The 15507-nt window shown below is 40.7% G+C and carries 12 protein-coding genes; 8 read left to right on the top strand and 4 right to left on the bottom strand.

Going from position 1 to position 15507, the window contains the following annotated elements:
* The first annotated feature begins 36 nt into the window (after positions 1-36).
* A complete protein-coding gene (locus BUR11_RS19900) occupies positions 37-798 on the top strand; it encodes an NRDE family protein (protein WP_074226787.1) in 762 nt (253 codons plus the stop codon).
* Between the two features lie 6 nt (positions 799-804).
* Positions 805-1779 carry a YpdA family putative bacillithiol disulfide reductase gene (locus BUR11_RS19895; RefSeq protein WP_074226786.1) on the top strand — a complete coding sequence of 325 codons (975 nt, stop codon included), beginning with the start codon at positions 805-807 and terminating at the stop codon, positions 1777-1779.
* Between the two features lie 7 nt (positions 1780-1786).
* Here BUR11_RS19895 and BUR11_RS19890 read toward each other — a convergent pair whose 3' ends face one another.
* Positions 1787-2971: an NHL repeat-containing protein gene (locus tag BUR11_RS19890; RefSeq protein ID WP_074226785.1), complete on the bottom strand. Its 1185-nt coding sequence runs from the start codon at positions 2969-2971 to the stop codon at positions 1787-1789.
* A gap of 111 nt (positions 2972-3082) precedes the next feature.
* Here BUR11_RS19890 and BUR11_RS19885 point away from each other — a divergent pair, with 111 nt between their 5' ends.
* Positions 3083-3817 (top strand): RluA family pseudouridine synthase, encoded by a 735-nt coding sequence (locus BUR11_RS19885; protein WP_074226784.1) that lies wholly within the window; start codon positions 3083-3085, stop codon positions 3815-3817.
* A 115-nt stretch (positions 3818-3932) separates the two neighbouring features.
* Positions 3933-4430 (top strand): SixA phosphatase family protein, encoded by a 498-nt coding sequence (locus BUR11_RS19880; protein WP_074226783.1) that lies wholly within the window; start codon positions 3933-3935, stop codon positions 4428-4430.
* Here the strand turns inward: BUR11_RS19880 and BUR11_RS19875 are convergent.
* Positions 4427-5188: a DeoR/GlpR family DNA-binding transcription regulator gene (locus BUR11_RS19875; protein WP_074226782.1), complete on the bottom strand. Its 762-nt coding sequence runs from the start codon at positions 5186-5188 to the stop codon at positions 4427-4429. The genes BUR11_RS19880 and BUR11_RS19875 overlap by 4 nt on opposite strands.
* A 125-nt stretch (positions 5189-5313) precedes the next feature.
* Between BUR11_RS19875 and BUR11_RS19870 the strand changes: the two genes are divergently transcribed.
* From BUR11_RS19870 to BUR11_RS19860, 3 genes are all read left to right on the top strand, one after another.
* Positions 5314-6879, top strand: coding sequence for a glycerol-3-phosphate dehydrogenase/oxidase (locus BUR11_RS19870; protein WP_074226781.1), 1566 nt, complete (start codon positions 5314-5316; stop codon positions 6877-6879).
* A gap of 69 nt (positions 6880-6948) precedes the next feature.
* Positions 6949-8448 (top strand): glycerol kinase GlpK, encoded by a 1500-nt coding sequence (gene glpK / locus BUR11_RS19865; protein WP_074226780.1) that lies wholly within the window; start codon positions 6949-6951, stop codon positions 8446-8448.
* Positions 8448-9182, top strand: coding sequence for an MIP/aquaporin family protein (locus BUR11_RS19860; protein WP_074226779.1), 735 nt, complete (start codon positions 8448-8450; stop codon positions 9180-9182). Before glpK ends, BUR11_RS19860 begins: the two co-directional genes overlap by 1 nt.
* 86 nt (positions 9183-9268) lie before the next feature.
* On the opposite strand, the gene BUR11_RS19855 is transcribed toward BUR11_RS19860, so the two are convergent.
* Positions 9269-10408 carry an acyl-CoA dehydrogenase family protein gene (locus tag BUR11_RS19855; RefSeq protein WP_074226778.1) on the bottom strand — a complete coding sequence of 380 codons (1140 nt, stop codon included), beginning with the start codon at positions 10406-10408 and terminating at the stop codon, positions 9269-9271.
* 639 nt (positions 10409-11047) lie between these two features.
* Between BUR11_RS19855 and BUR11_RS19850 the strand changes: the two genes are divergently transcribed.
* The gene (locus tag BUR11_RS19850) at positions 11048-12439 is read left to right on the top strand and encodes an alpha/beta hydrolase family protein (protein WP_074226777.1); all 1392 of its coding nucleotides are present in this window, start codon (positions 11048-11050) and stop codon (positions 12437-12439) included.
* Between the two features lie 8 nt (positions 12440-12447).
* Here BUR11_RS19850 and BUR11_RS19845 read toward each other — a convergent pair whose 3' ends face one another.
* Positions 12448-15480, bottom strand: coding sequence for a WD40/YVTN/BNR-like repeat-containing protein (locus BUR11_RS19845; protein WP_234982208.1), 3033 nt, complete (start codon positions 15478-15480; stop codon positions 12448-12450).
* Between the last annotated feature and the right edge of the window lie 27 nt (positions 15481-15507).

The following is a 15507-nucleotide window of genomic DNA, read 5'->3' as shown; positions in this document are numbered from 1 at the left end:
AGGCCGGAAATCCCGGCCTTTTTTTTACATTTAAATATGTGCTTAGTTGTATTTTCCTGGAAAAAACATCCCGATTACCCCTTAGTTATCCGAGCCAATCGAGATGAGTTTTTCATGAGGCCAAGCAAAAAGATCCACCTTTGGAAGACTGGGTTTTATGCCGGAAAAGATTTAAAAAGTGAAGGCACCTGGATGGGATTTCACCCTAATGGGAAATGGTCCTTATTGACTTATTACAGGGATTTTCACCATCCAAAAAAAGCACTCATCAGTAGAGGAAAGCTAGTTCAAAATTTTCTAGAAAGTAGTTCCTCACCCCTAGATTATTTAAAAGAAGTCCAAACCAATCAAGAAAAATACGACGGATTCAACTTACTCGTATCGGATGGAAACCATTTGCTTTACTACAGCAATTATGGAGAAGACATTACCGAGGTGGAGCCTGGAATTCATGGATTAAGCAATGGATTATTGAATGCTCCCTGGCCTAAAGTGCAATTGGCAAAAAAGCAGCTTATCGAGCAAATTGAAAACCGGATCAATGCAGAATCCTTGTTAAATATTCTGAACTCAAAAGAGACCTTTCCTCTGGAAAAGTTACCGGATACTGGAGTACCTCCTAAAATGGAGGAAGGACTTTCTGCCCAATTCATCCGATTAAATGATAACTATGGAACTGTTTCCTCCGCTGCATTGGTTTTAGAAAAATCGGGAAATGTAACCTTCAAAGAGAGAAGTTTTGAATGGGATTACCGTAAATTCACCGATGAAACCTATCGTTTCAAAGCTCAAACCTAAAAATTGATGACAACAAAAATTCATGATGTATTGATTGTGGGAGGGGGTCCGATTGGGCTTGCCTGTGGAGTGGAAGCCCAAAAAGCCAATTTGGACTATGTGATACTTGAAAAAGGTGCATTAACCAACTCCATTTTTAATTATCCGATCAATATGACATTTTTCTCTACTTCTGACCGATTGGAAATGGCAGGAGTACCTTTTATGTCGGTAGGAAATAAGCCTACCAGAACCGAAGCATTAGAGTATTACCGAAGGATCTTCTTTCATTTCAAACTGAATGTTAATTTGTACGAAGGTGTTCAAACCCTCGCGAAGAAAGGAGATATTTTTGAAGTCACGAGCTCAAAAACTACTTACTACACCAAAAAGATAGTACTGGCAACCGGATTTTATGATCTTCCTAATTTGATGAATGTTCCAGGAGAAAATCTCCCAAAAGTTCAACACTATTATAAAGAGCCCTGGCCCTATATCGGAAGAAAAGTCCTCGTTGTTGGTGGGGCCAATTCCGCTGTCGATGCAGCTTTGGAAACCTGGAGAAAAGGAGCGGAAGTGAGTATGGTACTATTGGAAGATGAAGTGGATCAAAATGTGAAATACTGGGTTCGTCCGGATATCATGAACCGAATCAAAGAAGGCTCCATTCGAGCTTTCACCAAATCAAGAGTCAAAGAAATTACAGAACATGAAGTAATCATCACGACACCTGAGGGAGAGGTAACCATTGAAAATGACTTTGTACTGGCGATGACGGGGTACAAGCCCAATTTCGCTTTATTGGATCAATTAGGAGTGGAATTAAGCTTGGACGAAAAACGTCAACCATGCTATGATCAAGCCAATCAGGAATCCAACGTACCAGGAGTTTACTTAGCTGGAGTGGTATGTGGTGGCTTAAACACCCGGGAATTCTTTATTGAAAACAGTGTGGTCCATGCAGAGACTATCATGAAGGATATCAAGGAGAAACTGGGTTGATTGAAAGCTACTCAATCTTTAATTTCCCCCAATACACCGTAAAATCTTCTGCTTCTGTATTGGGATCTGTTTTTTTCATCCAATGGATCTTCCCATCGACCATGACAAAGGATTCATAATACATCTCTGGAAAATTCACTGGAAAAACGTTTCCTGAATCATCCATAAATACTGTTTTCCTGGATATCTCTTGGAATAATTGATCTCGTTGTTCTTTTGATATTTCTTTAGCCTTATAAAGACTATATAATCTTTCGCTGGGTTTAGTGCTATAGGTGATTAAAAAACCATTTCCGGCTTGAGCTATCCCTTGAATTCGAGCAGGGAAAGGTTCATTTTCTGGATCGCTTACTTGACCTAATCCAATTGCTCCGATTTCAACTCCTTCATTTTCCTCAAATCCCGGCAATGAAATAGCAAGGCTTGAACTAAAAACAGGATTTCCATCATTCCATTGGTAAGTATACAAAACAGGTTCGTTTTGAAATATTAAATACAATCGATCTTCCTCTTCATTGACTACAAATCGAGGGCGAAAATCTTCGAAAGGAAAAACCTTTCCTGACAAAAACTTGGACCCTTCTGGGAAAGGAACAATTAAACGAGTCTCATCTGTTTTTAAGTTGGACAAAATCAGATTTCTTCTCTTTTGAAGAAATTCAGAATTGTAGTCCTCCGCTTGCTCTAGTAAATCAAGAGAATACAACACATATTCCTCCCCATCAATTGATACTACCTGGCTATCGGAAAGAAGGCTTACAGGACCTCCAAAACTTACCTGGTTTTTTACTGGTTTTCCAACCATGGTCACATCTCCATTTTTTTGGAATACACGTTGGCCAGCCATATAATCTACTACCACTATATTTCCTTCTTTAGAAATACTCAATGGCTTGGTCATAGAACCAAAAGCACCTGGCACATCTCCGGATTTACTCCATTCGTAGTCTATTTTTCCATTATCCTTGTTCACCACATAAACCTTGGAATTTAAAAAGTCCTTAAAAATCACATGGTATTGATCTGCTGTTTGAAATAAAAAAAGTTGGGCCAAAACACCATTGACAGTTACTGAATCTTCAACTTCGATAGAGATTTCTTTTGGTTGGTCAATATCTGATTTTTCGTTACTGGGAGTTTGGCAAGAATAAGCTATGATTAATAAAAAGTAGAGGAAATGCTTTTTCATCATTTATAAAATTGGTGTTTCCTTAACAAGATTATCAAAACTAAGAACTTCTGCAACGCCTCAAAGAATATAAATTTCTATCTCTCAACAGAAAATGGCTAACTTTGCATTTCTATGAAAAAGAAACCATTTACAGTTGTCTATGAAGACAACCACCTATTGATCGTCAATAAAGCCGCAGGCATTTTGGTGCAAGGAGATAAGACGGGCGATAAGACGTTGACGGACTACCTCAAAGATTACATTGCCAAAAAATATAATAAACCGGGAGCTGTCTTTCTTCACCCGATCCATAGATTGGACCGCCCTGTCAGTGGCTTGGTAGCATTTGCCAGAACATCCAAAGGATTGGAACGAATGATGGAGTTGTTCCGAAAGCGTGATATCCACAAAGTCTATTGGGCAATAGTCAAAAGAAAGCCTCGTGAAGAACAAGGAAAACTGACCCACTGGTTAGTAAAAGACGAACAGAAAAATTTCGTGACTGCCCATGACCGGGAAGTTCCTGGATCACAAAAAGCAGAGCTCAACTACAAAACTTTGGGCTTTATGAATGACCATTGGCTCTTGGAAGTTCGTCCGGTTTCAGGAAGACCGCATCAAATCAGGGTTCAGTTAGCATCCATGGGATGTCCTATCAGAGGAGATGTCAAGTATGGTTTTGCAAAACCTAATCCCGATGCCAGTATCAACCTGCATGCATTCAATCTGGTTTTTGTCCACCCAGTCAAAAAAGAGAAGCTTTATCTGAGAGCAGCTGTACCTGAGGAAGAATTCTGGGAGCAATTCCTGGAATTTGAAACGGTAAAGACAAAGGACCAACACCTGGACAATACGTTTTCGGGTTAACCCCCCTCAACTCCACCTTTTCTAGATAACCTTAAACTTCAGAATCTGCTCGTTTAAGGTTATCTTTTCTTAAGGATTTCCATTTTTTTTGTTCTGTCGAAACTATCTTTATTTCATGAAAAATCTAATCCTACTATCCTTAGTGCTTCTATTTTTGGCTTCTTGTTCCCCTTCTCCAAAGCCAAAAACAATTTACATAGTCCGACATGCTGAAAAGCAATTAGAAGGAGATGATCCTGAATTGGCACAGGTAGGACAAATCAGAGCGCAAAAACTCGCCCAAATTCTTTCCGACAAGAATATAGAACATATCTATAGCACCAATTACATCCGAACTAAAAGCACTGCAAAACCTACAGCAGATCAACAAGAATTAGAAATACAGGTATATGATCCTAGAAACCATGATGAGTTAGTAGAAAAGTTGAAGGCGGACGAAGGGAATATCTTAGTGGTAGGACATAGCAACACGGTAGGACATATCGCTAATTACTTTGTAGGAGACGCTGAAAAATATAAGGATTTAGAGGACATAGAGTATGATTTTATCTATGTAGTTACTTTGGATGCTAATGGATCTTCTGTAGAAAGAAAAACCTATAAAGACTATTAAACAATTACGATTTCGATTCCTTTTTCCTCCAACTTCTTTTGGAATAAATCTGGGATACCTGCATCGGTAATAATAAGGTCCACGTCTTCCAGTTCACAAATTTTCCCAAAGCCTTTTTTTCCAAACTTCTTAGAATCTGCCAAAACGATGGTTTTCTGCACATTCTTGATCATCTGAGCATTTAAGTGCGCTTCCATCATATTAGAGGTGGTCAACCCATGCTCCAAACTCACCCCATCCACACTGAGAAATAATTTACTGCAAGCAAAATTCTGAAGCATTTCTTCGGCATAGTGGCCCACCGCAGAACTACTACTTTTTCTAACCACCCCTCCCAATTGCACCAACTCCACTTCAGGAGAATCTATCAATGCCAAGGTAACATTCATCGCAGCAGTGAGGACAGTCAAAGGAAGATTCTTGGGGATTGCCTGAGCAAAAGCAACCACCGTAGTTCCAGACCCGATTAAAATAGCTTCATTCTCCACCAAATAATCCAAAGCCTTTTCAGCAATCCTGTTCTTCTCCTCTACTTGCTCCAGCTTTTTCACATTGACAGATCGATCTGAAACATATGGGGAAACAGAGGTAGCACTACCGTGGGACCTGTATAGTAGGCCTTTATCTTCTAAGACTTTGAGATCCTTCCGGATCGTTACCATGGTTACTTCCATGCTTTTGGATAGATCGGAAACAGAAACAAAACCAGCTCTATTCAATTCATCTAAGATGTACTTATGTCGCTCTGCGATGGTCATTGACTTTCTTTTATGACTTAAAATTAATGAAAACAATAGGAAAGAATAGCATTTCATTAAATTATTACTTTCTTTTTGTTTCTTTTTGTTTCTTTTTTCTTACTTTTAAATCGATTTAGTAAGAAATGAATAGAGAAGAAAACATAAAGCAAATCCAAGACTCTTCAAAAGTCTGGGATATTGCCGTGATTGGTGGAGGGTCCTCAGGATTGGGTGTTGCATTGGATGCCATATCCAGAGGGATGTCTGTCGTATTACTGGAGAAAGCTGATTTTGCCAAAGGCACATCCAGCCGAAGCACCAAACTGGTTCATGGCGGCGTTCGCTATTTAGCGCAAGGTGATGTAATGCTCGTATTAGAAGCATTGAAAGAAAGAGGAAAGTTGCTTAAAAATGCCCCTCACCTTGCGCATGACCAGCCCTTTATTATCCCTATTTACACTTGGTTTGACCGTATTCAATACAGCGTAGGTTTAAAACTTTATGATTGGATGTCAGGCCGGTTGAGTCTTGGGAAGTCCACTTTCATTTCTAAAAAAGAAACTATAAAAAGATTGCCTGCAGTCCTACAAAAAGGATTAATGGGCGGAGTTGTTTATCATGATGGTCAATTTGACGATGCGCGACTAGCCTTGGATATTGCGCAAACTGCAGACGAAGCAGGTGCTTGCATTTTGAATTATACCAAAGTCAATAACCTGGAGAAAGATTCTTCAGGAAAAATTACAGGATTGAAAATTCAGGACCTTCTAACGAAGAAAAAGCATATCATTCAAGCTAAAATGGTGGTAAATGCCACGGGAGTTTTTGCGGATAAAATCCTTCAAATGGATAATCCGGAAGCTCCAAAAATGATCCAACCCAGTCAAGGGATTCACTTGGTTATGGATTTGGATTTTTTAGGAGGTTCCGACGCATTAATGATCCCAAAAACCAGAGATGGAAGGGTATTATTTGCGGTTCCATGGCAAGGGAAACTCGTTGTAGGAACCACGGATACACTCCGTGAAAAACCAAAAATGGAGCCTGAAGCCTTACAAAAAGAAATTGACTTTGTATTGGAAACAGCTGGAGGGTATTTGACAAAAAAACCAACCAGAGCAGATGTAAAAGCTGTTTTTGCAGGATTGAGACCACTAGCCAGACCTCAGGAGGGTAGTACCAAAACCAAAGAAATCTCCAGATCCCATAAAGTGATTGTTTCCGAAAGCGGGCTGGTTACCCTGACCGGAGGAAAATGGACTACCTTCCGAAAAATGGGAGAGGATACAGTGGACCATTTCCAACAAGTAACTGGAGAGAAGCCTGGAGCTAGCACCTCTCTGGACATGAAAATCCATGGATATTCTGAACAGCTACAAGAAGGCCACTGGCAGCTATACGGATCAGATGCATCGGCAATTCAAGCATTGGCAAAAGAGGAACCGAATCTTGCTGAAAAGCTCCATCCTGACTTCCCAAATATTGCCGCTGAAGTAATTTGGGCAGTAAGAAATGAAATGGCTGTCAAAGTTGAGGACATCCTATCAAGAAGAATTCGTATTTTGATCCTTGATGCTCAAGCAGCCATCGATACAGCAGAAAAAGTAGCTCACTTGATGGCTATTGAACTTGATAAAGACCAGGCCTGGATCTCTCAAGAAATTCAGGATTTCAATAAAGTGGCAGAAAAGTATTTAATTAGAAAGTAGCATCAACGAATGAGATTTTGTTAACCATCAGCTGTCTTGAAAATTAATGGCAGCCAATTTTAAATTAGAATGACCCAAGAAAAACCCTACCTGATGGCACTGGATCAGGGCACCACCAGTTCCAGAGCAATCATTTTTGACAAAAAGGGGCAAATTGTTTCCGTTGCCCAAAAAGACTTTAAACAATATTTTCCAGATTCCGGATGGGTAGAACATGACCCAAACGAAATCTGGACCAGCCAATCCAGCGTAATGGTTGAATCCCTCATTAACCAAGGGATTCGAGCAGATCAAATCGCTGGAATAGGCATTACCAACCAACGGGAAACCACCTTAATCTGGGACAGAAAAACAGGTAAGGCAATCTACAATGCCATCGTTTGGCAAGATCGAAGAACTGCCTCCTACTGCAATTCATTAAAAGAAAAAGGCCATGCTGACCTCGTTGCATCCAAAACGGGATTGATCATAGACGCTTATTTTTCAGCCACCAAAATCCGATGGATTTTAGAAAATGTGGAAGGGGCAAGAGAAAAGGCAAAAGCAGGAGAGCTGGCATTCGGAACCGTAGACTCCTGGCTGATTTGGAATCTTACGGCGGGTAAAACCCATATTACTGACATTACCAATGCCAGTAGAACCATGATCTACAACATACACACCCAGGAATGGGACAAGGAACTCTTACAACTTTTTGACATTCCTGAATCACTTTTACCAGAAGTGAAATCCTGTAGTGAAGTGTACTGTGAAACAGCCGGAGATGTATTGAGCGTCAAAATCCCTATTGCTGGAATTGCCGGGGATCAACAAGCTGCGCTTTTCGGGCAACTCTGCACCGAGCCTGGAATGGCCAAAACTACTTATGGAACAGGTTGCTTTTTGGTAATGAATACCGGAAATGAAGCTGTAAAATCAGAGAATCAATTACTGACCACCGTAGCCTGGAAAATTGGTAATGAAATCAACTATGCCTTGGAAGGATCCGTGTTCATAGGTGGCGCAGCTATTCAATGGCTTCGAGATGGGATCGAATTATTCCCAAATGCCAAAGATTCTGAAAAGCTTGCCATGAGCTTAGATGATAATGACGGAGTATATTTCGTGCCTGCATTGACAGGTCTTGGAGCACCTCATTGGGACCAAAATGCCCGGGGTGCATTTTTTGGGATTACTAGAGGCACGACTAGTGCCCATATGACCAGAGCTGCTTTGGAAGCCATCGCTTATCAAGTTTATGATGTATTGAAAGCCATGGAAAAAGACTCCGGAAAACCCACTCAGGAACTGAGAGTAGATGGCGGAGCAACAGCCAATAATTTTATGATGCAGTTTCAGGCAGATCTATTGGATTGCGAAATTAAGAGGCCCGAAATTATTGAAACCACTGCCATTGGAGCAGCCTTCTTGGCAGGCTTGGCATTAGGCTTTTGGAAAAATAGAGAGGAGCTGCAATCATTATGGACAGCAGACAAAAGCTTTACTCCTCAAATGGAGGAGAATAAAAGAGAAAAATTGCTACATTTTTGGCATAAGGCTGTTGAACGATCTAAAGACTGGATAGAATAATGAATCCATACATTGCAGAAATAATCGGAACAGGCTTACTCCTTTTACTAGGTTCAGGAGTGGTAGCCAATATGCTTCTTCCAAAAACCAAAGGAAATGGAGGAGGAATCATGGAAATCAGTACTGCTTGGGCATTGGCAGTTTTTGTAGGAGTAGTTGTGGCTGGACCATACAGTGGAGCACACTTAAACCCAGCGGTAACTGTAGGCTTAGCTATTGTTGGTAAGTTTGAATGGGCCATGGTCCCTGGATACATCGCTGCAGAAACATTAGGTGCGATGATCGGTGTCGGGATTGCCTGGTTTTTTTATAAGGATCATTATGAAGCTTCAGATGATCCTGCCCTCAAAGCAGCCCCTTTTGGCACCTCCCCAGCCATAAGAAATCTTCCTCTTAATTTCTTTTCAGAGCTCATCGGTACTTTTGTGCTAATTCTGGTCATATTATATAACACAGGAGCCAAAATAGAGGATGCAACTGAAACGCCCATTGGAATGGGTTCACTTGGGGCAATCCCTGTTGCCTTCCTAGTTTGGGTAATTGGATTAGCTTTGGGAGGAACCACTGGCTATGCAATCAATCCTGCCCGTGATTTTGGCCCAAGATTAATGCACTCCATATTGCCAATTAAAGGCAAAGGAAGCTCCGATTGGGGATATGCCTGGGTTCCTGTTTTAGGCCCTATAGCAGGAGCAGCATTAGCGGCAGGCTTGTATTTAGTAGCAGGAGCCTAAAAAATAAAAAGGGCTATCCCAACATTCCTTTAAGGTCAGGCTGAGCAGCGTCGAAGCCTGTTTTGAGGTAGCCCTTTTTTAAGAATTTACTTCAAGACCTCTCTGGCAATCACCATTTTTTGAATTTCCGAGGTCCCTTCCCCTATCGTACACAATTTAGAATCACGGTAATACTTTTCTACCGGATAATCTTTGGTAAATCCATAGCCTCCAAATATCTGTACTGCATCATTGGATACCGAAACACAGACTTCTGAGGCAAAATATTTTGCTTTTGCAGAAGCTAAGGTCACTTTCTCTCCTCTGTTCTTCAGGTCTGCTGCTTTCATGATCAACAGTTTTGCAGCTTCTACTTGGGTAGCCATATCAGCCAGTTTAAAGGAAATTCCTTGGTACTTACTGATTGGTTTACCAAACTGCTCTCTTTCCTTTGAATATTGAATGGAGGCCTCTAAGGCACCTTCTGCTATCCCCAATGACAAAGCGGCAATAGAAATTCTTCCACCATCCAAAACTTTCATTGATTGGATAAAACCTTCTCCTTCCTTTCCCAAAACCTGTGTTTCGTGAACTCTACAATCAGTAAAAATCATCTCCGCAGTTTCTGAAGCGCGCATTCCCAACTTATCCTCTTTTCTACCTCCTTCAAATCCTTTGGTTCCTCTTTCGACAATGAAGGCAGTCATTCCGTGGCTATCCCCTACTTCTCCCGTTCTGGCTATCACCACTGCCACATCTCCAGATACTCCATGCGTAATAAAGTTTTTGGCACCATTGATTACCCAATATTCGCCATCTTTTTTAGCAACTGTACGCATATTTCCAGCATCAGAACCTGTATTTGGCTCTGTCAGGCCCCAAGCTCCTAGCCATTCACAGCTGGCAAGTTTTGGTAAATAGGTCTTTTTTTGTTCCTCACTTCCAAAAAGCATAATATGCCCTGTGCACAAAGAGTTATGTGCTGCCATGGACAAACCTACGGATGGATCTAGCTTAGAAAGTTCAACAATAGCAGTTACATATTCTTCATAGCCAAAGCCAGCTCCTCCAAATTCGGTAGGTACTAACACTCCCATCAGTCCTAGTTCCCCCAGTTTTTTAAAAAGTTCTTTAGGGAAAAACTGTTGGTCATCCCAATCCTTTCGAAAAGGTGTAATTTCTTTAGCGCCAAAATCCCGGATCATTTCCGCGATCATTCGCTGGTTTTCACTTTCTCTAAAATTCATATAGGTAGTTATTTGGGTCTATTTATTGATTTAACCCTAAGATTCATAATAAGTTTGGATTCCCCAAACCATGACATTCTCAAAAAACTTCTGCATTTTCTTAAAAATCCAATGAATCCAACTGCTATTTCTATCAACTCTAGTTAATTCAAATATCTAAGGCTAAAATATCAAGTTTTAATTTCCTTTTATTTACAACAAAAAAATTGATTTATTTAACTAAAAACCAACTGCTTATAGAACTTAGGACTTCACTTTGATCATCTTTTGATCTTATCACATTTCTTTTTAGTTTACCTAGCACAATCCAATGACAACGACCAGAATTACCTATGCCTTTTTAACTTCCATCCTTTTTTCAACTCAAATTGCGCAAAGTGTATTTGCCCAGAAAACCAATTAAAATCATATCGAATCTATAAACCCGAATTGATCCAACTTATAGAGGACTTTGAAGGATACCCAAACGGACTAACCTAACCTAAGAACCTATATTATAATCCAGATGGAATAGGTAATTTCTTTAAAAGTCGAATTGGCAGATTAGCTGTGATTGACAAAGCCCTCCGCGAAAAAGAACTCGAGAAGCTTGTAAATTAACGTCCAGAAAAAATTAGCAACCCACATTAACTTCTATTCATGAAATCCTTTTTATTTCTACTTGCCAGCCTAATTATCTCTATTTCCACTTTTGCTCAAGACATTGAAGGTCAATGGAACGGGGTTTTGAAAGTCCAAGGTATTCAGCTGAGGCTGGTTTTTAATATCGAGAAATCAGATTCTGGCTATAAATCCACCATGGACAGTCCCGACCAAGCAGCTTTTGGAATTCCTGTCAACTCTACGACTTTCCAAGATGGGACATTGAAAATCACTATTTCCAATGCAAGAATTGAATACGAAGGGACTTTAGATGAAGACCAAATCATTATTGGTGTTTTTACTCAGGCAGGCCAGCCTTTTCCATTAAATCTCACCAAAGGAGAGATCTCCAGGGAAGAATCCAAAAGACCTCAGGAACCGACAAAACCTTATCCTTATATATCAGAGGATCTGACATTCGAAAATTCAATAGATGGGATTACGTTAGCAGGAACGGTCACCCTACCCAAAACCGGAAGCAATTTCCCAGCAGTTATTTTAATCAGTGGAAGTGGTCCTCAGAATAGGGATGAAGAATTAATGGGTCACAAGCCCTTTTTGGTCTTATCCGATTATTTGACTCGAAATGGTATCGCAGTACTCCGTTACGATGATCGGGGAACTGGAAAATCCACTGGGGAACATGGCCAAGCCACAAGTGCTGATTTTGCAAATGACGCGGAAGCTGCATTCGCTTATTTAAAAACCAGAGAAGAAATTGATCCCACAAAAATTGGTTTGGCAGGACATAGTGAAGGAGGGATTATCGCTCCCAAGGTAGCAGTTGCCAATAAGGAGGTTGCTTTTTTAATCTTAATGGCGGGAACAGGAATTCCTGGGGATGAATTACTCTTGCTTCAACAAAGAATGCTTGGGAAAGCTTCTGGGATGACAGAAAATCAATTATTAGAAAATGACATTATCAGTAAAAAAGCGTTTGATCTCGTCAAAAACTCAGCCTCTTTGGAAAGAGACTTATTCGACTTAATGAGTGAAACTTTTAGAAACATTCCCAAAAATCAAATTCCCAACGGAATGACTGAGGCAGATTTTGTCAATGCCCAGGTTAATCAAATGACCAGCCCATGGATGCAATATTTCATTCAATATGATCCTGCTCCAACCTTGGAAAAAGTAACTTGTCCAGTTTTGGCAATTAATGGATCGAAAGACTTGCAAGTTGCTCCAAAGGAAAACCTGGAAGCCATCAAATCTGCACTTGAGCGAGGTGGTAATAATCAAGTTACCACTGTAGAAATCCCTGAACTCAATCATTTATTCCAAGAAAGCACGACAGGAATGCCGAGTGAATATGCGTCTATTGAACAAACATTTTCACCCATTGCCATGGAGGAAATTGTTCAATGGATCAATGAGCACATTAAATAGAGAGGATGTTATTTCATCCTCTCATAAATTGATTTTACCTCATTGAATTTCTCTTGCAATTCCACTAATCTCTCATACGCATCTTTTCCTGGTTTTTGGTCTGCTCTTCCAAGCATAGAACCTAAGTACCTGGCTTGATCCTGAAGCATTGGTTGCATGTAAGTCCCTTCAGGAGTTACCAATTCATAATAAATTTCATCCAGCTGCTTCTTCCTATTTTCTACATTCTTAGCCGGGTTTTCATTCTCCAGCACCAATTTGAGGGCTTCTTGCTCTTCTTCGATAGCCACGATCAATTGTTCAACCTCATCTCTGAATGATTGAATCTGTAGAGACAATCGCTCTTGTTCCGCCACATCTTCATCCGAAACAAGCGTCACTCTTGGGTCCAACACCACATCAAATTTCTCTTCCAGTACCTGATCATCGGCGATCAACCTTGCGGTATAAGTACCTGTAGAAACCATAGGTCCATTTCCTATGTACGCTTTTTTCGGATCTTTATCCCACCCGCCTTGATGTCTCATGTTCCAGTTGAAATGATTCATGCCGGCCTTATTGGGAAGACCTTTTGAAGCAGGAGCTTCAGTAAATTCCGTTGACATATTTCTGGTGGTATCAACTTCCGGTTCTTTAGGGCCATCTGCTTGATAGGCATGTACCACTTCTCCATTTTCGTTGATTATTTCCAAGCGGAGATTCTCTGCTTTATCTTCTAAGTAGTAATCCAGATTTGCAGCAGCTCTTGGATATTCAGGCCCATTTGTTTCACTTCTCGCAGAAAGGTAATTTCTGATGGCAGTTTTTGGCTGAAAAAACACTACCCCTTGAGAACCGATGCTAGTAATCCCTCTCAAGCTGACCAGATTATCCAAAATCCAGAAACCCCTACCCATGGTGGACATCACCAAATCATCTTGATGAATCTTAATATCTGTAATAGGAGTTACAGGAAGATTACTTTCAAAAGCTGTCCAAGTCTCTCCATCATTCATAGAAATAAATAAACCAAATTGAGTTCCTGCATATAAAATGCCTTCTTTTACTGGATCCTCTCTCATCACCAAAGTGGGATAATCCTCTGGAATTCCATTAGAACCTGTAGTCAATAAGGTCCAGGTTTGGCCATAATCTTCGGTCTTATAAATATAAGGCTTGTCATCTCCTAACAGATAACGCAAAACAGATACATAGGCTTTTGCAGGGTCATGAGGTGATGGCTCCACCGCATCTACTCTTCCACCTTTAGGCATATTTGGAGTCACATTTTCCCAAGTCTTACCTCCATCTTTGGTCACGTGTACAGGGCCGTCATTTGCACCTACCCAAATCAACCCTTCCTGAATAGGAGATTCTCTAATTGCATAAATGGTACTGTAATACTCCTCGCCAGTTACATCTCGCGTGATAGGTGATCCTGGCACCACCTGAGTATCCGGATCAAATGCCGTAAGATCAGGAGAAATGATCTCCCAAGTCTTCCCATCATCTGTAGTTTTATGAACATACTGAGAAGTATGATAGACCACATCTGGATTATGAGGAGACACATGAATCGGAGCAACTCTCTGAAATCTGAACTTCAAGTCTTTGGGGTTATGCCCGTAAATATTGGTTGCCCCCACATAATATTGTAATTCTTGTCCAGAGGTTTTATCATATACCCCAAAACGGCCTTTACAATTAGAATAAACAATATTTGGGTTTCCAGGCTTTGGAACTGCAGGTCCTGTTTCACATCCCCCCACATTAATAATAAAAGAATTAGGCCCAGCCTGCACGCTGGAAGGAGGCATGCTTGGCACCGCAATCGCACTGTAATTATCTTGCTGTCCAGCATATAACCAATAAGGATATTGATCATCAACCTCTACAGTGTACAATTCGGCAGTAGGCTGGTTGAACTGGGTAGACCAACTTTTACCAGAGTTTAACGTGATGTTGGCTCCTCCATCATTTGATTGGATCCAAATGGTAGTATCATTTGGGTTAATCCAAATGTCATGATTATCTCCATGTGGAGTAGAAATGGAATTCCAGGTCTTTCCACCATCAAAGGATCTCAAAAAGCGCAGCGAATTATTATAAACCGTATTGGCATCTTTTGGATTCGCGTAAATATTGGTATAGTAAAAAGGCCTGTTGGTCAAATTGGGATTATCGGATACAAACTCCCAGCTAGCACCTCGATCTGCAGATCGATATAAACCTCCTTGATTATCCGAAGCCTCAATATTTGCATATACTACATCCGGATCCGCCGGTGAAACTGCAAAATCGATTTTTCCTGTTAATTCAGTGGGAAGGCCATTGCTGAGCTTACTCCATGTATTACCGCCATCAGTGGACTTGTAAACTCCGCCCTCAGTGGAACCTGAAGTAATCGTCCATGGCTTTCGCTCCCCTCTCCAAGCACCTGCATAAATGGTATTTGGATCATCAGGAGCCAATTCCAAATCGGAAACACCAACACTATCGGAATGATAGAAAACCTTGTCCCAGGTTTTTCCTCCATCCATAGTTTTAAAGACCCCTCTTTCTTCATTTTTTTCAAATGCCTGACCAATTGCAGCTACATACACAATATCTGGATTATCAGGATGTATTTCTACCGATCCGATCTGACCTGCATCTTTTAAACCAATGAAATCCCAGGTTTTACCTTCATCCGTGGATTTATATACCCCTTTACCGGTAATGACATTGGAGCGAAGTCCATCTGAACCCGTGCCCACATAAATAATTTCAGGCTGTTTTTGATAAACGGAAATGGCCCCGATGGAAGGAGTTGGGAAATATCCATCCGAGATATTCTCCCAAGTGATCCCATAATCTTCTGTTTTCCATACACCACCTCCAGTTGCTCCCATATAAAACAAAGAAGGTTTTGAAGCAACCCCGGCTACGGCAGTCACTCTACCTCCACGTAAAGGCCCCACATTTCGAAATTTATATGAATTCAATAAAGGAGTGAGATCTTGGGAAAAGGCCCAAATACTCATCGGTAACAAAAAGGCGGTGATAAGTAGCTTTTTTAGCATTGCAATTTCAGTTAAAGATAAAATATA

Source organism: Algoriphagus halophilus, from assembly GCF_900129785.1.
GTDB lineage: Bacteria > Bacteroidota > Bacteroidia > Cytophagales > Cyclobacteriaceae > Algoriphagus > Algoriphagus halophilus.
This window is presented reverse-complemented; position numbering and strand designations above follow the sequence as displayed.

Excerpts from the sequence above, each read along its gene's own strand:
- BUR11_RS19845 (WP_234982208.1), bottom strand. The coding sequence starts at position 15,480 with ATGCTAAAAAAGCTACTTATCACCGCCTTTTTGTTACCGATGAGTATT.
- BUR11_RS19885 (WP_074226784.1), top strand. The coding sequence starts at position 3,083 with ATGAAAAAGAAACCATTTACAGTTGTCTATGAAGACAACCACCTATTG.
- BUR11_RS19870 (WP_074226781.1), top strand. The coding sequence starts at position 5,314 with ATGAATAGAGAAGAAAACATAAAGCAAATCCAAGACTCTTCAAAAGTC.
- BUR11_RS19875 (WP_074226782.1), bottom strand. The coding sequence starts at position 5,188 with ATGACCATCGCAGAGCGACATAAGTACATCTTAGATGAATTGAATAGA.
- BUR11_RS19890 (WP_074226785.1), bottom strand. The coding sequence starts at position 2,971 with ATGATGAAAAAGCATTTCCTCTACTTTTTATTAATCATAGCTTATTCT.
- BUR11_RS19850 (WP_074226777.1), top strand. The coding sequence starts at position 11,048 with ATGAAATCCTTTTTATTTCTACTTGCCAGCCTAATTATCTCTATTTCC.
- BUR11_RS19895 (WP_074226786.1), top strand. The coding sequence starts at position 805 with ATGACAACAAAAATTCATGATGTATTGATTGTGGGAGGGGGTCCGATT.
- BUR11_RS19860 (WP_074226779.1), top strand. The coding sequence starts at position 8,448 with ATGAATCCATACATTGCAGAAATAATCGGAACAGGCTTACTCCTTTTA.
- glpK (WP_074226780.1), top strand. The coding sequence starts at position 6,949 with ATGACCCAAGAAAAACCCTACCTGATGGCACTGGATCAGGGCACCACC.
- BUR11_RS19900 (WP_074226787.1), top strand. The coding sequence starts at position 37 with ATGTGCTTAGTTGTATTTTCCTGGAAAAAACATCCCGATTACCCCTTA.
- BUR11_RS19855 (WP_074226778.1), bottom strand. The coding sequence starts at position 10,408 with ATGAATTTTAGAGAAAGTGAAAACCAGCGAATGATCGCGGAAATGATC.
- BUR11_RS19880 (WP_074226783.1), top strand. The coding sequence starts at position 3,933 with ATGAAAAATCTAATCCTACTATCCTTAGTGCTTCTATTTTTGGCTTCT.